Origin of the sequence: Myroides odoratimimus, from assembly GCF_004337635.1 — a bacterium.
In the GTDB taxonomy this organism is placed as follows: Bacteria; Bacteroidota; Bacteroidia; order Flavobacteriales; family Flavobacteriaceae; genus Flavobacterium; species Flavobacterium odoratimimum.
The window spans coordinates 965,067-984,561 of record NZ_CP037427.1; the positions used below are offsets into that span (position 1 = coordinate 965,067).

21 protein-coding genes are annotated in these 19,495 nt (G+C 34.2%); 3 read left to right on the top strand and 18 right to left on the bottom strand.

Translation table 11 applies throughout. The features are described 5' to 3' along the window. Nucleotides 1–138: 138 nt before the first annotated feature. The 9 genes from E0Z07_RS04465 to dinB all read right to left on the bottom strand — a co-directional run bounded on the left by E0Z07_RS04465 (nt 139) and on the right by dinB (nt 9,528). Nucleotides 139–789, bottom strand: a complete 651-nt coding sequence (locus E0Z07_RS04465; RefSeq protein WP_006262398.1) for an HD domain-containing protein — start codon at nt 787–789, stop codon at nt 139–141. A 21-nt stretch (nt 790–810) separates the two neighbouring features. Next, nucleotides 811–1,809, bottom strand: coding sequence for an acyl-ACP desaturase (locus E0Z07_RS04470; RefSeq protein ID WP_006259895.1), 999 nt, complete (start codon nt 1,807–1,809; stop codon nt 811–813). 80 nt (nt 1,810–1,889) lie between these two features. Beyond that, on the bottom strand, nt 1,890–2,621 hold the full coding sequence (locus E0Z07_RS04475; protein WP_006262399.1) for a lysophospholipid acyltransferase family protein: 732 nt from the start codon (nt 2,619–2,621) through the stop codon (nt 1,890–1,892). A gap of 212 nt (nt 2,622–2,833) precedes the next feature. Next, the gene (locus tag E0Z07_RS04480) at nt 2,834–3,244 is read right to left on the bottom strand and encodes a BrxA/BrxB family bacilliredoxin (protein ID WP_006259897.1); all 411 of its coding nucleotides are present in this window, start codon (nt 3,242–3,244) and stop codon (nt 2,834–2,836) included. Between the two features lie 79 nt (nt 3,245–3,323). Then, nucleotides 3,324–4,475: a PepSY-associated TM helix domain-containing protein gene (locus E0Z07_RS04485; protein ID WP_196219271.1), complete on the bottom strand. Its 1,152-nt coding sequence runs from the start codon at nt 4,473–4,475 to the stop codon at nt 3,324–3,326. A gap of 79 nt (nt 4,476–4,554) precedes the next feature. Continuing rightward, a complete protein-coding gene (locus E0Z07_RS04490; RefSeq protein ID WP_006262401.1) occupies nt 4,555–6,954 on the bottom strand; it encodes a TonB-dependent receptor in 2,400 nt (799 codons plus the stop codon). Between the two features lie 182 nt (nt 6,955–7,136). Beyond that, nucleotides 7,137–7,496, bottom strand: coding sequence for a YraN family protein (locus E0Z07_RS04495; protein ID WP_016650239.1), 360 nt, complete (start codon nt 7,494–7,496; stop codon nt 7,137–7,139). A gap of 1 nt (nt 7,497) precedes the next feature. Then, nucleotides 7,498–8,394: a S66 peptidase family protein gene (locus E0Z07_RS04500; RefSeq protein WP_131540321.1), complete on the bottom strand. Its 897-nt coding sequence runs from the start codon at nt 8,392–8,394 to the stop codon at nt 7,498–7,500. 63 nt (nt 8,395–8,457) lie between these two features. Next, nucleotides 8,458–9,528 carry a DNA polymerase IV gene (gene dinB / locus E0Z07_RS04505; protein WP_006259902.1) on the bottom strand — a complete coding sequence of 357 codons (1,071 nt, stop codon included), beginning with the start codon at nt 9,526–9,528 and terminating at the stop codon, nt 8,458–8,460. A 174-nt stretch (nt 9,529–9,702) separates the two neighbouring features. On the opposite strand from dinB, the gene E0Z07_RS04510 reads away from it, so the two are divergent. Continuing rightward, entirely contained in the window at nt 9,703–11,580 is a 1,878-nt protein-coding gene (locus E0Z07_RS04510; RefSeq protein WP_025125238.1) for a monovalent cation:proton antiporter-2 (CPA2) family protein, read from the top strand. Nucleotides 11,581–11,637: 57 nt separating this feature from the next. Here the strand turns inward: E0Z07_RS04510 and E0Z07_RS04515 are convergent, their stop codons facing one another. Then, entirely contained in the window at nt 11,638–13,704 is a 2,067-nt protein-coding gene (locus tag E0Z07_RS04515; protein WP_006262405.1) for a site-specific recombinase, read from the bottom strand. Nucleotides 13,705–13,801: 97 nt separating this feature from the next. Here E0Z07_RS04515 and E0Z07_RS04520 point away from each other — a divergent pair, with 97 nt between their 5' ends. Beyond that, the gene (locus E0Z07_RS04520; protein WP_006259905.1) at nt 13,802–14,269 is read left to right on the top strand and encodes a CYTH domain-containing protein; all 468 of its coding nucleotides are present in this window, start codon (nt 13,802–13,804) and stop codon (nt 14,267–14,269) included. Nucleotides 14,270–14,271: 2 nt separating this feature from the next. Here E0Z07_RS04520 and E0Z07_RS04525 read toward each other — a convergent pair whose 3' ends face one another. The 3 genes from E0Z07_RS04525 to E0Z07_RS04535 form a co-directional block, all read right to left on the bottom strand. Then, a complete protein-coding gene (locus E0Z07_RS04525; RefSeq protein WP_131540322.1) occupies nt 14,272–14,673 on the bottom strand; it encodes a septal ring lytic transglycosylase RlpA family protein in 402 nt (133 codons plus the stop codon). After that, entirely contained in the window at nt 14,657–15,157 is a 501-nt protein-coding gene (locus tag E0Z07_RS04530) for a septal ring lytic transglycosylase RlpA family protein (RefSeq protein WP_073144163.1), read from the bottom strand. Before E0Z07_RS04530 ends, E0Z07_RS04525 begins: the two co-directional genes overlap by 17 nt. 98 nt (nt 15,158–15,255) lie before the next feature. Then, complete coding sequence (locus tag E0Z07_RS04535) at nt 15,256–15,699, bottom strand: hypothetical protein (RefSeq protein WP_006259908.1); 444 nt, start codon at nt 15,697–15,699, stop codon at nt 15,256–15,258. 496 nt (nt 15,700–16,195) lie between these two features. On the opposite strand from E0Z07_RS04535, the gene E0Z07_RS04540 reads away from it, so the two are divergent. Then, nucleotides 16,196–16,798, top strand: a complete 603-nt coding sequence (locus E0Z07_RS04540; protein WP_082207398.1) for an ATP-binding cassette domain-containing protein — start codon at nt 16,196–16,198, stop codon at nt 16,796–16,798. A gap of 28 nt (nt 16,799–16,826) precedes the next feature. Here E0Z07_RS04540 and E0Z07_RS18200 read toward each other — a convergent pair whose 3' ends face one another. The 5 genes from E0Z07_RS18200 to E0Z07_RS04565 form a co-directional block, all read right to left on the bottom strand. Next, nucleotides 16,827–17,495, bottom strand: coding sequence for a hypothetical protein (locus tag E0Z07_RS18200; protein WP_006264494.1), 669 nt, complete (start codon nt 17,493–17,495; stop codon nt 16,827–16,829). Between the two features lie 97 nt (nt 17,496–17,592). Then, on the bottom strand, nt 17,593–18,102 hold the full coding sequence (locus E0Z07_RS04550; RefSeq protein WP_225600450.1) for a hypothetical protein: 510 nt from the start codon (nt 18,100–18,102) through the stop codon (nt 17,593–17,595). A gap of 46 nt (nt 18,103–18,148) precedes the next feature. Then, nucleotides 18,149–18,610: a CHAP domain-containing protein gene (locus E0Z07_RS04555; RefSeq protein ID WP_131540324.1), complete on the bottom strand. Its 462-nt coding sequence runs from the start codon at nt 18,608–18,610 to the stop codon at nt 18,149–18,151. Then, nucleotides 18,607–18,957 (bottom strand): hypothetical protein, encoded by a 351-nt coding sequence (locus E0Z07_RS04560; protein WP_131540325.1) that lies wholly within the window; start codon nt 18,955–18,957, stop codon nt 18,607–18,609. The genes E0Z07_RS04555 and E0Z07_RS04560 overlap by 4 nt, the downstream gene beginning before the upstream one ends. 47 nt (nt 18,958–19,004) lie before the next feature. Continuing rightward, nucleotides 19,005–19,439 (bottom strand): hypothetical protein, encoded by a 435-nt coding sequence (locus E0Z07_RS04565; RefSeq protein WP_006264491.1) that lies wholly within the window; start codon nt 19,437–19,439, stop codon nt 19,005–19,007. Nucleotides 19,440–19,495: the final 56 nt, after the last annotated feature.

Genomic DNA, 19,495 nt, shown 5'->3' on the forward strand with positions numbered 1-19,495 from the left:
TTAACAAAAAAATAAATTTACAATACCTATTGTTTCGAAAAATGCTTTATTATTTGATTTCTATCAGAAATAACCGCTTTAGAGGGCATAAAAAAAGCCATTCATACGAATGGCTTCTTCTTATTTTTATAAAACGTATTAAGCATTACCTTCCCACTCATCGTAGAACTGGCTAAGAAAAGACTCCATAAAGCGATGTCTTCCTTCTGCTAATTGTTTTCCTGTTTCGGTATTCATTAAATCCTTTAAACGAAGTAGTTTCTCATAGAAGTGATTAATCGTAGTTCCTACGTTCTTCTTATACTCTTCTTTAGACATTCCAATCTTAGGATCAATACTCGGGTCGTGAATCAAATTATTCTTATACCCTCCGTAATTAAATGTTCTAGCGATACCAATAGCACCGATAGCATCTAATCGATCTGCATCTTGTACAATGTCTAATTCTTTAGAACGAAAAGCTTGATTAAAGTTACCTCCTTTAAAAGATATATTTTCAATTCCTTTTACAACATGGTCAATAGTATCCTCATCATACCCTAAGTTTTCTAGTAATACTCTGGCTTTAGTTGGACCTACTGTTTCATCTCCATTGTGAAATTTACTATCTGCTATATCGTGTAGTAAGGCTATTAGTTTCACTATGTCTAGATTCACTTCTCCCTCTCCTTGTACGATGTTTAAAGCATTCTTATAAACTCGTTCAATGTGGAACCAGTCGTGACCGCTCTCAGCTTGCTGTAACTCTTTCTTTACATAAAGGATGACTTGATCTATACGCTTGTCCATATTTATTGTGTTGTGTATTTATTATTTAATAAGGGCTGGTTTAACCCATTTAAATATGTGTTCTTCTTTACCGATAGTCATACGGTCAGCTACTCTAGCCATACGCGCTGGCAACTTCATTAGATAATCTCTTGCTTTCTCTGCATCATCTGTAAGATTATTCAACTCTGCTACTTGCCAACGATCTATAAGCTTCTGCATAATATCGATATAATCATGCGCTGTATAGACACCTATTCGCTGTGCAGAATCAGAGAACAGCTCAAAAGCATCCCCCATCTTACCTCCTGATTCACGAATTAAGTTAGCTGGCATCGTAATCTTTCTCTTCATCATATCCACAAATGCTAATAACATTTCGCTAGGATCTACTTTAAAGATACGGTCAACAAACTCACTATATGCATGGTGATGTCTCATCTCATCTCCTGCAATCAATCTACAGATCTTAGACAACTTATGGTCTCCATACTGCTTCGCTAATTTAGCTACACGATTATGAGAAATATAAGTCGCTAACTCTTGGAAACTCGTAAATACAAAGTTCTTATAAGGGTCTCTATCAGTACCTGGATCAAAACCATCATTAATCAAGTGATGAGTAGTAATCTCTATCTCTTTCATATCTACTCTACCAGATAAATATAGATACTTATTAAGAAGATCTCCGTGACGGTTCTCTTCACCAGTCCAGTGACGTAACCATTTAGCCCATCCATTACCACCTTCACCATCTTTTTGGTTCACTCCTTCTACATCCATCAACCAAGATTCATACGTTGGCAATGCCTCTTCAGTGATTGTATCACCTACTAAAACAACCCAAAAATCATAAGGTAATTCTTTAGCGTATTCTCTTAATTCTTTTACCTCTTCCAAAAAGTTTTCACCTTCTGAGTCTGGTAATAAGTCTGATGGTTGCCATATTTTCTCTACGGGGATCAGATAACTTTCTACGAAGCTATCAATATTCTTTTCTAAGAATTGCATTACTTCTAGGCGAACATTCTTTATAGACATATTATTATGTTTATGTCTTTATACTACTCCTTGGTTTAGTTTGCTTGATAGTAGTAAAAGACTAGTTTATATTTAGAAACTTATTCTAGTTTTGATTTGATTTGTTCTTCACATCTCTTCATAATTTCCTCGAAAGAATACTCTTTCACAGCAAAAGGTTGATGAGCATATAAGCTTATTTTCGCTCCTAACCCATAAGGGAAGTTTCCGAAACGGAATATCTTCCAAGAATTATTAATGGTCAAAGGCACAACTAATGCATCAGGAGCAAACTTACAAAGCATTTTAACTCCATTCTCAGAAAACCTCTTCAACTTACCGTCTCTACTACGTGTCCCTTCTGGGAAGATTACTGCAGATCGGTTATACTTAGTAATATACTGTCCTAATCCTTTAATAGCACTTAGCGCCTGCTTAGCATCCTTACGATCTATTAATACAGAACCCCCATGGTTAAGATTATAGGACACACTAGGGAACCCTTTTCCTAGTTCTTTTTTGCTGACAAACTTTGGGTGATTCTTTCTAAAAAACCAAATAATCATCGGAATATCAAACATACTCTGGTGATTAGATACAAATATGATCGGACGATCTGTAGGAAGCTCCTCTTCTTGACGGAACTTATAACTCGTACCAAGTATTCCTGTACAGGCCATTAGCCACCATACAAGTCCATTAACAGTAATGTTATGAGCTTTATATCCAAACAGGTTAAATGCAATCCACTGTAAGGCGTGAAATACACATAATACTATTAGCATAATAATCACAAATAGTATGGATATAGGGTAGGATATTATTTTTTGCATTAATCGATTAGTTTATCGCAAATATACACTTAAACATATATACAACAATAAACATACTTCGCAAATTAACGCTTATCTAAGTCACTATGTTTGTGAAATTACATAAAAAGTATCTGCTTAAAAAATATTTATAAACAAATTAACTAGAATCGGTTAACATACTAATAGCGAAGATAGAATAAAAAAAGACCACTATTCAGTGGTCTTCTTTCTTAACAAAATTCTTTATAAGCATCCATTAAGTTCTCTGCTATAGCATCAGCAGTATTTCCTTCAATGTGATGTCTTTCTAACATGTGAACTAATTCACCATTTTTAAACAAAGCCATAGAAGGTGATGATGGAGGGAATGGGAACATGTGCTGACGAGCAACATCTACTGCCTCTTTATCTACTCCTGCGAATACAGTAATCACATTAGTAGGTTTTTTCTCTCCTCCTAAACTCATTACTGCTGCTGGACGAGCATTACGTGCAGCACATCCACACACTGAGTTTACAACTACTAGTGTAGTTCCTTCTTTTTGTAAAGCTGCTTCTACATCAGCTCCTGTATGTAATGATTCAAATCCTGCATCAACTAATTCTTGACGCATCGGTTTTACTATTTCTTCTGGATACATAATATAAATCTAAAATTAGGTTATTAAGCAAAGTTACATTTTTTATTAAACATAAAAACATCTGAATTATAAAGAAATGTTATACTTTATTAGAAGTCCCCTTCTTCATCTTATTTATCCAGATAAAAATACCTGTTATAGGTAAACTTGTAGCTATCAAACAGACAATGAAGTAAATAACCTTAGAAAACATTCCATAGATATCTCCAAAGTGTAAAGCGCGAATAGAACTAGCTATCTTCTCTCCTACGCTCTTATCACTGAACATATCTTGTCTAATAATATCACCCGAATACTGATCTATAAACACTCTGTCAGTCACAGTTTCGTTAAAACGTGCTGCTTCATTTTTACTGACTTCAAAAGATCCTTTATCTCCTTTTGGAAAGGATACAGTCATCGTTCTATATTCGTATGAGATAGTTTGATTAGCTCGTTGTATAACGTCTGACAAATCTAAGGTCTTAGCTCCTTCTGTCAAAGTAGATTCTGGTTTGACCTCATTGCGCCCACCGAATACCTTAGCACCTAAGACAGAACTTAAACCATCCTTATACCATTCAAAAGACCAACACAATCCTGTCAAAGACATAATCAAAACAATAATAAGAGTATAAAAACCTAATGTATTGTGTAAGTCGTGATTAATACGTTTCCAATTTGCATTAAACTTAATCTTGAAACCTGGTTTTATACTCTTCCAACCTTTTATCTTTTTAGGAAACCATAGTATGAGACCTGATATAGAAAGAAAAACAAAAATAATAGTCGCTATCCCTACAATAGGTCTTCCTATTTTCATATCTAATAATAACCATCTATGTAACTTAAATACAGTCATAAAAAACTCATCTGCTGGACCTCTACCTGCTCCCACTACTTCATTAGTATAAGGGTTGAGATAAACGGTTTCGTTCTTCTTATCCTTGTCTTCAAACCCTACAGAAAAAACATAAGGAGCGTTCTTCTTATGTTTTATACTTACACGTTGTACTTTTCCTTGGTAAGTAGATTCAACAAAAGCCTTCATGGTATCAATAGGTAAAACCTCATCCTTAACAACTGTCAGCTTATACATATCTGGTGCTAGCATTTGCTGAATCTCACTTTTAAAAGTATAGATTGTTCCTGTTAGACACACAACAAATAATATTAATGAACTGGCTATACCTAACCATAAATGTAAATCGTTCATTAATTTTCGAAAGGCATTCTTCTTTTTTGTCTTCATAAAAAGGTCTATAATCACAAAACACGACTCTACTCTGCGAGTAAAGTCGTGTTTTTATTTACTAATTCAATTGTTTTAATTAGAATCTATAAGTTAACTGAGCTGCAAAATTTCTAGGTGCAATCTCATTGATGTATCCTCCTCTATAATATGAAGTGTACCCTCTATTATCAAAAATATTATTTGCGAATACTCTTAAAGTAGCATTTTTAAATGAGTAAGAAACTTGTGCATTGATTGTAGTATAATCAGGCATATCAAACGGTTCTACTCCTGCCATCGTTCCATGAGCCGCGTTAGGTGTTAAACTGTACTCATTAACAGGTCTCTTCCCTACAAAATAAGCTCCTGCTCCAACTGTTAACCCTTTCCACGATCCATCAAATTGGTAATTCACCCATCCATTAGCTGTATGTTTTGGTGCGTTCATCGGTGCAGAACCCTCATAATAAACAGGGCTATCTTTATACTGTGCATCTAGATAAGCATACCCCATCATTACTTGTAAGTTATTTGTAATCTTACCTGTCAAATCAATTTCAACTCCTTGACGATTTAAATTACCTGCTTTTTCGTAAATACCAGTAACAGCATTACCACTAGCATCATAAACTTGAGCTAATAAATTGCTGTTTTTAGCATTAAAGTATGTTACATTGAACAATAATTGTTCATTAAACCAACTTGTTTTAACTCCTGTTTCAAACTGTTTAGTATCTTGTGGACCACCAACACCACCACTAGCTAATTGATTGTTAGATTGTCTTAAACTTGTAGTCGTTGTATAAGATCCAAATACATTAATATTTTTAGTTGGCGAAACAATCAATCCAAAGATTGGATTCCATCTATCAACAGTAGCATTCTCAGTATTATTTCCATTTAGTCTACTATAACGAACTCCTAATAAAGCACGTACATATTCTCCTACTTGGATATAATCTTGTGCCATAAAACCAATAGTAGGTGTAGTTATAACAGTCTCTTCTTTATGACCAAAAGTCACTCCATCAGGGCGATCATTAGACCAATCTCCTAAAACGTAAATTGTGTCAATGAAATCTCCTCTACCTAGTTTCTTATTATTAAAATAAGTATCATAACTATTTGAAGTAACTGTAGTTTGTCTAAAGTCAAAACCTACTTGAAAAGTGTGTTTTAATCCTCCTGTATTAAAGTCTTTACCTACTAAGTCAATTTGAACAACACTATTTTCGTCTTTTGTATTAGACTTAGACATTGATCTATTTAAATAATCATATCCAAGTTTTTTATTTTTACTAACACCAATATTCTCTTGATCATTTCTATTTACAGCAGTCACTGCAGAAACTCTTAAGCTTAACTTATCCGTTAACTCTCTTTCTACTCTTAAAGCATAAGAAAGAATATTTGTTTTTAAGTAATTATCCTTATAACCTAAGAACTTATTATGTGGCATATCATAAAGCTTATTCACATTATCAGGTCCTAAGTTAGTAGTACCTAAATCTGGTACTGCATTAGATTCCAAATAATCTAACTCAGCTGTAACTGTTGTTTTTTCATCTGGTTTATAAGTAATCGAAGGATTTAAATAATATTTATCATTTCCAGTATATGCTCTAAAGCCATCATTTCTTTCATAAGCACCATTAAAACGGAATGATACCGTTTCTTTCTTATCTAGTACCTGTTCGAAATCAACTGTAGGACGTACCTGCCCGTAACTACCAGCTCTAAAACCTATTTCTCTTTTATTTTTAAAGTTAGGAGTTTTAGTAACTACATTTATTACCCCTCCAGCTGCACCTAATCCATTACCAATACCTTGGTTGATAGCTGCAGATCCTTTGATAACTTGTACACTTTCTATTCCCTGCATATCCACAATTCCTGCAGCTGTTCTAAAATCAGAATCTAAAGCAACCCCATTCTTTAATATTGGTGTTCCTCTAAATCCACGAATAGACATACTTTCTTTCACACCTCCATAACTAGAAAACTGAGTAACACCAGCTACGTTACGTGCCGCTTCTGTCACAGTCAAAGCTCCTTGTTCTTCAATAATAGCGTCAGAAACAATAGAAATATTTTGCACTTGATCTTGTATACCTAAAGGTAATCTTGTTAAGTTTTGAAGTTTCTTTACGTTTTTATTACTCTTCCCATAAACTGTAATATTAGAAAGAGAATTATCCACTTGTTTTAATACAAAGTTTGTTACCTCAGCATCTTTATCAACATTTAATGTTTTAGATACATTGCCAAATCCAATAAAACTAGCTCTTAGCGTTTGTTTTCCTTTCTTAAGATTATTGAAAACAAACTCTCCGTTATTATCCGTTTGAGTAGCAACATTTAATTCAACGATTTCAACTGTTGCAAAAGGAATAGGTTTGTTAGATTCATCAACTATACGTCCTTTTACCGTAGAGTTTTGAGCGATACCTACTACTACCCCAAAAATAGTAAGTACCAAAGTATTGAATAATTTCATACTATGATATATTATTTAGACTCATTTAATGAGTGCAAAAATAAATTGATTCTAAATAAGAAACAAACCTTATTAAGACTTTTTTTAAATAACTATATACCAAAAGAGTATACTCCTTACAAAATCTACATTTCAGCCTTCTAGAATCAGGCATTTTTTAGAGAATTATAATCATCCTCTATTTAGAAGAAATAAAAAGCATCCTCTATATGTTCGATATCAAAAGTTTCTCCTTTCTTATAAATACCAATAATATCAAAACGAACTTCTTCTTCTCTTTCAAATTCGGTAATAAACAGATTAGCAGCTTTAATCAGTAATTTTATCTTCCGATTATTTACAAAACCTTGAGGGGTACCAAAATCAAGAGAGCTTCTTGTCTTGACTTCAACAAAAACAAGGATATTATCTTTTAAAGCAACAATATCTAATTCTGTTTTCTCAGCAAAATAATTTCTAGCAAGAATCTCATATCCTCGTTTAATCAAAAAATCGACAGCAGCATTCTCTCCTTCTTTACCTACCTCATGATGTTTAGCCATTTTATATAAACTTTAATTGTACTTTATCTGAATCGACTTTTAAGTGAACTTGACTACCTAGATTCAATGCTAAATTACTAACCCCATGCCCTGCAGGAAAATTAAAAACAATAGGATAATCATACTCTGCTGTTATAGACAGTATAATTTGTTTTGCGTCATAACCAAAAGGTATTGCGTTATCATGCATATCTGTCATCCCTCCAACAACTAAACCAGCCAAGCCTTCTAACATGCCATTTCGCTTTAGATTATGCATCATACGATCAATATGATATAAATATTCATCTAAGTCTTCTATGAAAAGTACTTTCCCTTTTGTATCAACCGAAGACTTTGAGCCTAGTAAGCTATAAAGTATAGATAAGTTGCCTCCAACTAACTGCCCCTTTGCAGTACCAAGTCTATTGCTATTATCACTTTCTATTTCGTAAGAAAGCCCTTCACCAAATAAGCTTTTATATAATGAATCTCTCGACTCTACTAAAGACTTCTCTACACTAAAAGCCATAAGTCCATGTATAGTCTCTACTCCTAGATTATGAATATGGCTATGTAATACTGTAACATCACTAAAGCCTATTACCCATTTCGGATTGTCAACAAAACCACTAAAGTCAATATCATCAATAATACGCACTGTACCGTATCCACCTCTAGCACACCATATCGCTTTTATATTAGGATCTTTTAGTTGTTTTGTAAAATCACTCGCTCTTTGTTGATCTGTTCCTCCTAGTTGATAATTATCTAAACCAATAGTATCTCCTAATACTACTTCGAGTCCCCATGATTCTAACAGAGCGATTGCTTGCTTCGCTTCTTCGTGACTAAACTTTCTAGCAGTACACACAATAGCTACTTTATCTCCTTTCTTTAAATATGCTGGTTTTATCATTCTTTAAACACATTAAAATTACAATCTTCAAAATACTAAAGTACCTCTCAGATTTATACAAAATTAAAAATCAAAACTTAATTGTACTGCTATAGGCTTCTTCTTTTCATCTGTATTAAGATTAGAAAGCGACACACCTATTAATCGGACTGAATCTTTTAATTTCTCTTGATATAATAACACCTTTGCTAAATCAAGAATAATCTCTTTATCTGATACAAAATAAGGAACGGTAGTACTACGTGTTTGTTGTACAAAATCAGAGTACTTAATCTTCAATGTAATAGTCTTTCCTCCTAAGCTTTGTTTCTTTAAACGCAAACTTAGTTCTTCTACTAGCATGTCAAGCTTTGTCTCAATAAAGACCTCTGAAGAAAGATTCTCATCGAACGTCCGTTCTGTTCCTACTGATTTTATAGTTCGATTAGGCCTTACAGGAGAATTGCTAAGTCCTCTTACAATATCATAATATATTTGTCCTGCCTTTCCGAAATGCTCTGTTAAAAACTCTACTGATTTTGCTTTTAAATCTTTACCTGTGAATATTCCCAAATGATACATTCTATCCGCAGTCTTTTTTCCAATCCCAAAGAACTTCTTTATTTCTAGTTCTTCTAAGAAATTAATCACCTCATCAGGTTCTATCGTTTTCTGTCCATTAGGCTTATTGTAATCACTTGCTATTTTTGCCAAAAACTTATTAATCGAAATACCAGCTGAAGCTGTTAAGCCTGTTCGCTCTAATATCTTCATCCTAATCTCATGGGCTATCAACGTAGCACTGGGACATCCTATCTTATTCTCTGTTACATCTAAGAATGCTTCATCTAATGCTAATGGTTCTACTAGGTCAGTATATTCATAAAAAACAGATCGAATAATACGAGACACCTCTTTATATCTTTCAAATCGAGGTTTAACAAAAATAAGGTGAGGACAATTCTTCTTTGCCATCATCGCACTCATTGCACTACGTACTCCATACTTCCTAGCTTCATAACTAGCTGCCGCGATAACACCTCTCTCTTCACTACCTCCCACAGCTAGCGCTTTCCCCCTTAGTTCAGGAAAGTCTAATTGCTCTACAGAAGCGTAGAAAGCATCCATATCGACATGTATAATCTTACGATTCATCTAATCAACTAATTATCTATTCAGACCTAAAAAACATCTTGTACAAAAATAATCTTCTTTTTTTTAAATATATTCTTAATAATCCTATTCTCTTTTTTTAATTTTGTAAGAACTATGAAAACATATAATGATAATTACATCATTATTGATTAACTAAAAAAATAGCTATACGTAATGAATGATTTTTTGGCACAAGCATTTGTCTTTCTATTTGCAGCTGTTGTATGCGTTCTAATTTCTAAGAAATTAGGAATGGGGTCTGTATTAGGATACCTTTTTGCAGGTGTACTTATTGGCCCTTTTGTACTAAAGTTTGTTGGAAATGACAGTGCTGACATCATGCATGCTACCGAATTCGGTGTTGTGATGATGCTGTTCCTTGTGGGGTTAGAACTAGACCCCAAAGAGTTTTGGAAAATTAAGAATGAGATTATTGGACTTGGTACCGCCCAGGCAGTAGGAACTACTGCTATCGTGGCAGCCATTGCCCATTGGGGGGTTGGTTTAAGTATCGGAACCTCTTTGACTATGGGGTTTGTAATCACCATGTCTTCTACGGCGATTATCTTACAGACTATATCTGAGCGGGGATTAAACCAATCCAATGCAGGTAAATCAAGTTTTGCCGTACTTCTCTTCCAAGATATTATGGTTATCCCGATGATGGCTATTATCCCACTATTAGCCGTTTCGACTAAGACACCAATTTCTACAGAGGCAAATAGCTGGTTAGATGGAGCCCCTGTTTTTATGAAAACACTAGCTATTCTTGGAGCTATATCTATTATCTTCTTAGTAGGTAATTATATTGTAAACCCTCTATTTAAATCAGTAGGTCGTTTACAGATTAGAGAAATTTATACTGCTTCAGCTTTGTTACTAGTGATTGGAGTATCACTATTAATGCAGATGGTAGGTTTATCACCAGCTCTAGGAGCCTTTATCGCAGGGGTAGTATTAGCGAATAATCCATATAAGCATCAGCTAGAAAGTGATATAGAACCCTTTAAAGCACTCCTCTTAGGAATTTTCTTTATTGCAGTAGGTTCTACTATCAACTTCCAGATTATTATCAATGAACCACTTATTATCGCTAGCTTACTAGTAGGTACTATGGCAATTAAAACTATTGTTTTACTAGCTATTGGAAAGTGGAAGAAGTTCCCAAAAGATCAGAACTTCTTATTTGCTATCTTACTATCACAAGTTGGGGAGTTCGCTTTCGTTATCTTAGCATTAGGTAAAACGATTAATCTAATCAACCAACAGTGGTATGATTACTTACTAGCTACGACAGCACTGTCTATGGTAGTGACACCTATCTTGTTACTTCTTAATGAGAAATGGATTGCTCCTTACTTAGGATTAAGCCCTTCTACTACAGACAAACAAGAATATGACGATCTATCACATATTACTGCTGAAAAGAAAATTGTAATTGCAGGGTTCGGAGACTTTGGTAATACTATTGGGCGACTATTGCAAGCCAATGATGTACCTACACTAGTTCTTGATAATGACGCAGAACGTGTAGACCATTTGCGCAAATTAGGCTTTAATGTTTATTATGGAGATGCTACTTCTATTAATATATTAAAGTCTATTGGTGTGGATCAAGCCGATTACGTTATTGCAGCAATGGACCCTCCTGAACTAAATCAACAACTAGTAGCTGTACTTCGTAAGAACTTCCCTAATGTAGAAGTTATTGTAAGAGCGAAGAACCGTAAGAATGCTTATGAATACTTACAGGACGGTCTTACAGAAGTATATAGAGAGACTTTCTTCTCTGCTGTCTATGTAGGAAGTGTTATGTTAGAGAAACTTGGTTTCAGTCATGAAGAGGCAAATATGCAAAGTGAGCTCTTTATCAAAAGCGATAGAGCATCACTTAGAAAGCTAGCCAAAAACATACATAATTTAGAAGATTACATCAATGTCTCTCGATTAGAATTTGCAGAACAATCAGAAATGTTGAAAACTAGTCTAAAGAATACTCGAAGTCATCAAAGTCAATCTAAAACAGGAACTGATTCTAACGACATCAATTAATCAAAGAGGGGGCTACTACACGTGTAATAGCCCCCTCTTATTTTATATACAAATAAATTACTTAGTTTCCTTCTTATCCCCTGTCTGCTGTGCAGGTTTATCTACGATTACACTTGATGTAGGTAAAAAGAACTCCATCGGAAAACTCTTAAAATGTCTCCAAGTTGCTTTGATCAAGTCCTTAGTTTCCTTAAGAGGTATGTTACGAGATCTGAATGCTAAGAATAGAGATAAAGAGAAACTCACTAAGAAGTTCATTAATCCGATCAACCACATTCCTACAAAAGCCCAGATAAGCATATTTACAGGAGCATTAAAGCCTGATCCATACCATCCTAAAGCAATGTTACCACTTACGAATGTTATGTGGCGTATATCAATACCTAAACCTATAAACGCTCCTATCGTACCACAAGTACCCATAAAAATACCAAACCAAACATTCGAAATAATACCAGGCCATTTTGTATCTACCCAGTTTGCCAATTTCGTTGTACTAGCTACACCGATATTTCTTTTTAGCCATGGGTGCTCTTGAATTCTATAAAACACTTTATTATGCTTATTTCTATTCGATACATTACCAGAGATAATCCCTGACATAAATAAGAACACTCCTGCTATTCCAGCATGAAATAAAGCACGTGACTCAATAGGGTCTGCATCTATTAACATTTTATCCCATCCATGAGAAGTGATATTTACACCAAACAACTGGTCTATTCCCCAGATTAACAAAAGTGCCACTGGGAAAGCTAGAATCACGTTACCAATGAAAGCAATAAACTGTGATCTAAACAATCTCGCGAATAGCTTAGCAAAACCAATATGCTTATCTACACTGTCTATATGTTGTTTTCTTCCATTCTCAATAGCAGTAATAATCGTAGCTGCAGTCATCGCAGGCTGTTTGGTAGCTAAAGTAAAACCTAATAAATAAATCAAACAGAAACCTAACGCATAGTTTAAACTATACAACATTGCTTCTCCGAAATTACTTACATCTGCTTCATGCGCAAAAACTTTTAAAATACACATAAAACCAACCACAATACCCGCTCCCATAGAACCACGGAACATATGCCAATATTCTTTACCTGTATTCGTGATATAATGTTCTCCAGTTTTAGCAGTATGTTGTGTAATCTCATAAGAGATCAGCTGTGTACTCTCTTTGACTAGTCCTGTCACATTATACTTATAACAGTTATATTCTATCAGCTTACGAGCTAGTGTTATGGAATTTTGTTGTCTTTCTAATATTGTACCTTCTTTTACTACCAAGATAGAGATAAGAATATATACCCTAGCCAACTGTTGTCTCAGTCTAAGTAAACTTTGGTTTACTTTCATAGAGATACCATACTTCGAACTGTTCTTGAAGGCTTGATTTACAAATTCCTGACATTGCTTATGCAATACTACGATTTGCTTATAGTTAATATCATGCTCCAATAAGAACTTCATTTCTCCTTTATGGAAACTCTGCAATACGATAGAAAACTCTTGTTCCAAAGCTCTAAAAGGGCTTTCTAAATGAGAATACTCTGGTACCATATTGATAATCGAGCTCTCCATCGCTCTACCACTCATACGTTGAGTAATGATATCTATAGATGTCAACAATTCATTAAGGACACCACCATCTTTCTCTTCAGTGAAGATAGTATTGAAGTTTAATAAGGTAAACAATTCTATTAACTGTTCTTCAGGGATCATATCTACCCATTCAGCATCAGTATGTTTATAGAACACCTGATTTAAAACGTATTCATACGTTTGTTTCTCTGGCTGATAAGGCAACACCTTGGCCCATAATCTCTTTTTAACCTCATCGAAGAAATCAGCATCTTGTAGTATACCAGCATCTGATACCATACGACTAAAGTGTCGATTAGATAACAGGTCTTTTAAGTATTCCATTAAAGCAACTCTTTCTATCTCATGTGTTTTTAGATAAGCTAAGAGCGCATCAATAGATACTCTATTTATTTTTTTATTATTCTTAGGTCTAAAAATATGCACTAAATCAACAATAAAAAGTAAATCCTCTGTAGCATAAACCTTCCCGTCAATAACATATTTATTAAACAATTCCTCTACCCCATGAGGTGAGCGCAACATATGTCGTAATTTCATTTGAAAAAAAATCTACTTTTAAATCGTTAGTAAAATAAAAACGTTTATTTTGGCATAAAATTACATTTTATTCTTAACAATCATGATCGAAATAGAAAGAAAATTTCTAGTCAACTCTCTAGAATTCATAGAGCAATCCTTTAAGTCTAATAAAATAACTCAAGGTTATCTAAACTCTCATCCAGAAAGAACTGTTCGAATCAGATTAAAAGACACTAATGCCTATATCACCATTAAAGGAAAGAGTAATGACGCAGGTACTTCTCGTCTAGAATGGGAAAAAGAAATAAACTATGATGAAGCAAATCAACTGATAGCCTTATGTGAAGATTTTGTAATATCTAAAACAAGATATCTTATCCAAGTTGGTAAACACACTTACGAAGTGGACATCTTTCACGGAGATAATGAAGGTTTAATTCTTGCAGAAATAGAATTAACTGCTGAAAATGAACAATTCGATAAACCTATATGGTTAGGAGAGGAAGTGACAGGAGATCTAAAATATTATAACTCTTATATCGCTAATCATCCTTATAAGAAATGGTAGTATTATTTAATGATTTTAATATCTACTTGTAATAATCCCTCGCCTTTGTGATCCGCTAGTTTCATGAAGGCTTTTTTAGATAGATCTATTTCGCGTCCTTTAACAAAAGGCCCTCTATCATTAATACGAACTTTTACAGATTTTTTATTACTTAAGTTCGTAACTTTTACCTTCGTATTAAAAGGCAAGCTTTTATGTGCGGCTGTCATCCCCGAGTTGTGGAATTTTTCCCCACTTGCTGTACGCTTTCCATTAAACTTTTTGTGGTAATAAGAGGCCGTTACATTCGATTTATAATTACCTTTAGAAGTGTATTGTCCATTTTTTACAGAAGAACAACTTCCTAAAAACAGGGTTAATATGATTACAATAAAATAATATTTTATACTATAATTGCTCTTCATTTTCTCCTATAAACTTTTCTATTTTTACATCTAGAACACCGCGACCAACATTGTCTGTCAATTCACCAAACGCCTTTTTAGAGATATCTATACTTCTACCTTTAACGAATGGTCCACGATCCGTAATAGTCAATATCACAAAGCGTTTATTCTTTAAGTTAGTCACTTTCACTTTTGTCCCAAATGGCAGTGTTTTATGGGCTGCAGTGTATTTCTGGTTGTCAAACACCTCTCCACTAGCAGTCTTTCTTCCAGTGAATTTATCGTGATAATAAGATGCTTGTGTATCATCATCTACTACGATAAAATCTTCTGTTTCTTCTTCTCCCATTACGATAGAATCGTTGTCTAACTCTAGAGAATCTGGAGTTACTTTTGTCAATGATGTTTTCACATTATTTTCTTTTATGATTCTTGTAGTCCCACCGAAACTCGATAAGAAAATTACAAAAGATATAGCTAGTAAATATTGATATGTTTTCATATTTTATAAAATAGAACAGACGAATATTTGCAATAAGCATACCAATAAAAAAAGGACCTTCTTTCGAAGATCCTTTTTTACTCTATATTTTTATAAGCTTAAGCGAATAAACTTGGCATCCATACTTTCCATGGAAGTCTTGATAAAATCAACACTAATCCTAATGTATAGAAAATCGCAAATTTCTTAAACTTAGATTTACTATCTGTCGCTTTCTTGTGTTTAGACCATCCAATAGTAATTAATACTATCGCGATAATATTAATCAATGGGTGCTCTAAAGCATAAAGTCTTAGTGTAGAATCTTTCATTGCTACTCCAAATCCTTGAACCATTGGAGATACAAAATAAAGTACAAGACCTAATAATAACTGAATATGAGTGAATATCAATCCAAACAATCCTAATTTTCTGTCTTTGTCTTTAAACTCTTTGTTCCCTGATAATCCCATAAAAGCATTCACTGCTACTATAGCTAAGAAAATCAAGGCTAAATAAGCTACACCTGAGTGTGCCTCTTTAATAATAGTACCGAAATTCATATTGATGTTATTAGTTTAGAGGCAAATATACTTAAAACTATCGAATGCCAACGGACACAATGAAGTTTTACAATTAATTTACACTCTAACGAAAACATCATCTTTATTTATAAACATAACCTACTTGTTCTTCTAATCTAATAAATCAGTCTCTTCCTAAATTAAAATTATCTTAATTCCCTTCTAATAAATAAAAAGAGGTACATTACACCTTATTAATCTAACTACTATACATTTATGCATCCCAATATGATTATCCCTTGGAGAAACATACTATCTATACTCACCTTAAATATTATCCTAAGTATAGCGATGCGCAATGTTCTGTTTTTCTTTATCCCTATAATCACGTTAGGTCTATACAGTATCTACTTTCTGACCTTCAAGAAGAACGAACTATTCTATCACCGCAACAATCAAACACCGATTATAAAAACCTTACTCCTAACCGCTTTATGCTGTTTAGTCATCACATGTCTCATTCAATATTTATTACATGTCCTATAACCATACCCTACATATTGACAGCCTTAGCTACACGACTGATAGTAACCCAGTACTCAGGGGCATATACTTCTCTGCTTCCACAGGAGATATACTCAATATTCGTGGACGCAATGGCGCTGGTAAAAGTACATTAATGAAAATCTTATTCGGTAATACAAAACCTGATCACATCCATATCAAAGTGGATAATGAAATAATAACTAATCGCCATAAGCTTAATCAGTACTTCAGCTATAAACCACAATTCAATATCTTTCCTAAGCATCTTACAGTAAAAGATGTTGTGAAAGAAGACATGATTCGAAGCACATCCCTTCATCAATATTTAAATACTAAGATTAGTGACTTATCAACAGGTGAACAACAACTCATCCAGACGCTTTACATTCTAAACTTACCTCAGCCTATCTGTCTATTAGACGAACCCTTCGCTGGTATTTCTCCTCTGCTACAAGAGTTTATAGCAGACGCTATTAGAACTACTGCTAGACACAAAATCATCATCATCACAGACCATAATACAGATCTAGTCGACACTATCGCCACTAAATCACTACTTCTAAAGAACGGGGTATTAAAACCAATGCCCTAAGCGAACTTAGGGCATTGGTAAATCAGTTCTATTGAATCTTCTGTACTCCTAAGAAGCCTTCGTTAGAAACCATTAGTTTAAACTTCGTACCATCAGCACTAGTTAATACATTCAGTTCTAATGGTAACTCTCCAGACTCATCTGCTAAAACACCATTGATACTACGCACCACCTCTTTACCATTAACAGATAAATTAGCTTCTTCTCCTGTTAAACTCAATCCTGCTGATTTTCCTGTCAAATGAATACCTACAGACTCACCTTCTAATCTCATTCCAACTCCACTATCTGAAGTCCCCACCGAAAAAGTATTAACATCATACTTCATAACATATTCAAGATATTCAGAGTTACTCATATAACCATATAAAAGCCTTCTTTGAAGATTGTTATCTTGATAATTATAATCTATACTAACAATATCTTTAAGCATATTGTCTCCGAAACGTTTTTCTTGTACAATAAGACTTCCACTATCTTCGCACTTAACAACATTTATAGTGCTTATATCTCCAAAATTATACACTTCTCTATGGTAGGTTTCATAACCAGGCACTTTCTTATCAATAATACTTTCTTCGGGTATATTGATAACTTGTAGTTCATCTTGATCATTATATGAAATTGTCTTATTATCCGCTTTCGCTTGAACAATATAAGTATTGTTCACAATTGTTTCATCTCTTTCTGTTGACATAATTTTACTTTTTTTATTGGTTAATTAATTGATTTATACACATAGCCTCATATAACGCTCTATTCAACTATGTGCTATTTATTGATTGGTTAATATTTTATATTCTCGACTTAATGATAAAGCCTGTCATACCTAGAGCCACCAACAACACAAACCCTCTTCCCAGCCATATCTGTGTCTGTTGCCACCATGATAGACTCAGGGGTACAGCTACGGGTATTCTTGTCTCCACTACCTTTTGTTCTTTGATAAACTTATCCTTCCATTCGAAGAACAGTCGTTGAGCTTCTGACTCACAGTCCACGATTAGCTTATTATTTTGAAGCTGTACTTTTGGCGGTTGTAACACCTTGTTTTTACTGCGCTTTATATTCGCATCTTTCACAACTATTTTATTTCCTTGTACAGCTAATTCAGCCACATACTGACTCTTATCAGCAGGGATTACCAGTAACGTATCCCTCTTTACTTCTTCTACCGTATGGGTTACCTGCTCAGTGGTTGTCGGTTGCATATTAATCGCTGTCTTGCGACTACCACAGCTCATCAATAGAAGTGCTAACAACAACACTAAAAAAACGAGCATATATCGATCATGCTTTTTCATATTCATATAGTTTTTTTGATTTTGTGATTGGGTAGACTGTATAACGTCACGAGTTACTAAACACGCTGATAAATCCTTTATTGATCGTTTGGACATGACGTTTCTTCTCAGCCACGATATACCCTTCTCTACTTGCTTGATCATTCGTATTCCCTTCTATAGTTGTGATGACATCACTATTCACAGCAATCACGATACCTGTATGACCTAATCCTTTTCCAAAGTCCATGATGAAGATATCTCCTACCTCAGGTTTCATAACACGAAGCTCTTTACTCGCATTCCATTGAGCTAAAACTCCTCCCGTTTTCTTTAAAGGGTTTGACAGTTTATAATCAGTACACACCTCTTGTACACACCAGTACACAAAAGCCATACACCACGCATACCCCTCACCTAGCCCTACACTGTTCAGATACTTTTTTACTCCAGGTCCTTTATTATTCTTGATAGGCCATTCCTGTACATGGAGTTGACTCTGAGCTTGTCTAACTAATTGTGTTCTCATTCTCTCTTGCCATTTAGCTGTTTATATTTCCTTAGTTCATCGATTAACTCTTTATTCTGTAGAGCCAATTTCTCTAATTTCTGTTCTAGATTGCTGATTACCTTCTTAGCAGCAGTTAGCTCATCGATAGCCTCGCGATGCAGATTAGACGTTTTATAAAGCTCGTTGGTAGCTTCTTTTAATTTAATTCCTAAGTCATCTACTATATCTCTATAGTATTTTAGAGATTTCTCTACATTATCGAGCTCTGAGCTTTGTACCTCAGCTTTACTCTTGCGTCTAGCCGCCCACCATGTCGCTAATGATGAAACGAAGCCCACTACCGTCGCTATTATTGTTTCATTCATTAGCTATCTGGTTTTGGGATTGGTTATACTTTATTCATATTAGAAATTTATTTAGACTTATCAGATTCAATTGAGGAGTCGTAATAAGACAGAGTGAATTTTATATTTTTTCCAAAAAACTCTTCTATATTAGATATTCTATCATGAATACTACGCCCTGTTTCTACGTAATAAGTACTAACTTCTATATTATCATTATTATATACTTTAATCTTTCCTCCTCTAAAGTTATAATCATCGATATTACCAAAATCAGCTGGTGTCACTCCATCGCTTAATTGATAATTATAATAAATATCTTTACCTCCATGAAGTCTAACAAACTTCTGATATTTTCTAAACTCCTCTTGTGTGACGAAATCACCTGTTTGGTTTCCACCTCCACAGCATTGGTCTTTATTTACTTCTACCTTTGTCGTTACTACTACCATAGCATCATCTGATGTGCATACAGTCTCTTTTGTTTTCTGTTCTGTTGACATAATTTTATTTTTTGATTGGTTAATATTTTTCTAAACAATAAAGACATAATTATCCT

Coding starts and splice junctions, on each gene's coding strand:
- E0Z07_RS04465 (WP_006262398.1), bottom strand. CDS start 789: ATGGACAAGCGTATAGATCAAGTCATCCTTTATGTAAAGAAAGAGTTA.
- E0Z07_RS04470 (WP_006259895.1), bottom strand. CDS start 1,809: ATGTCTATAAAGAATGTTCGCCTAGAAGTAATGCAATTCTTAGAAAAG.
- E0Z07_RS04475 (WP_006262399.1), bottom strand. CDS start 2,621: ATGCAAAAAATAATATCCTACCCTATATCCATACTATTTGTGATTATT.
- E0Z07_RS04480 (WP_006259897.1), bottom strand. CDS start 3,244: ATGTATCCAGAAGAAATAGTAAAACCGATGCGTCAAGAATTAGTTGAT.
- E0Z07_RS04485 (WP_196219271.1), bottom strand. CDS start 4,475: ATGAAGACAAAAAAGAAGAATGCCTTTCGAAAATTAATGAACGATTTA.
- E0Z07_RS04490 (WP_006262401.1), bottom strand. CDS start 6,954: ATGAAATTATTCAATACTTTGGTACTTACTATTTTTGGGGTAGTAGTA.
- E0Z07_RS04495 (WP_016650239.1), bottom strand. CDS start 7,496: ATGGCTAAACATCATGAGGTAGGTAAAGAAGGAGAGAATGCTGCTGTC.
- E0Z07_RS04500 (WP_131540321.1), bottom strand. CDS start 8,394: ATGATAAAACCAGCATATTTAAAGAAAGGAGATAAAGTAGCTATTGTG.
- dinB (WP_006259902.1), bottom strand. CDS start 9,528: ATGAATCGTAAGATTATACATGTCGATATGGATGCTTTCTACGCTTCT.
- E0Z07_RS04510 (WP_025125238.1), top strand. CDS start 9,703: ATGAATGATTTTTTGGCACAAGCATTTGTCTTTCTATTTGCAGCTGTT.
- E0Z07_RS04515 (WP_006262405.1), bottom strand. CDS start 13,704: ATGTTGCGCTCACCTCATGGGGTAGAGGAATTGTTTAATAAATATGTT.
- E0Z07_RS04520 (WP_006259905.1), top strand. CDS start 13,802: ATGATCGAAATAGAAAGAAAATTTCTAGTCAACTCTCTAGAATTCATA.
- E0Z07_RS04525 (WP_131540322.1), bottom strand. CDS start 14,673: ATGAAGAGCAATTATAGTATAAAATATTATTTTATTGTAATCATATTA.
- E0Z07_RS04530 (WP_073144163.1), bottom strand. CDS start 15,157: ATGAAAACATATCAATATTTACTAGCTATATCTTTTGTAATTTTCTTA.
- E0Z07_RS04535 (WP_006259908.1), bottom strand. CDS start 15,699: ATGAATTTCGGTACTATTATTAAAGAGGCACACTCAGGTGTAGCTTAT.
- E0Z07_RS04540 (WP_082207398.1), top strand. CDS start 16,196: ATGTCCTATAACCATACCCTACATATTGACAGCCTTAGCTACACGACT.
- E0Z07_RS18200 (WP_006264494.1), bottom strand. CDS start 17,495: ATGTCAACAGAAAGAGATGAAACAATTGTGAACAATACTTATATTGTT.
- E0Z07_RS04550 (WP_225600450.1), bottom strand. CDS start 18,102: ATGAAAAAGCATGATCGATATATGCTCGTTTTTTTAGTGTTGTTGTTA.
- E0Z07_RS04555 (WP_131540324.1), bottom strand. CDS start 18,610: ATGAGAACACAATTAGTTAGACAAGCTCAGAGTCAACTCCATGTACAG.
- E0Z07_RS04560 (WP_131540325.1), bottom strand. CDS start 18,957: ATGAATGAAACAATAATAGCGACGGTAGTGGGCTTCGTTTCATCATTA.
- E0Z07_RS04565 (WP_006264491.1), bottom strand. CDS start 19,439: ATGTCAACAGAACAGAAAACAAAAGAGACTGTATGCACATCAGATGAT.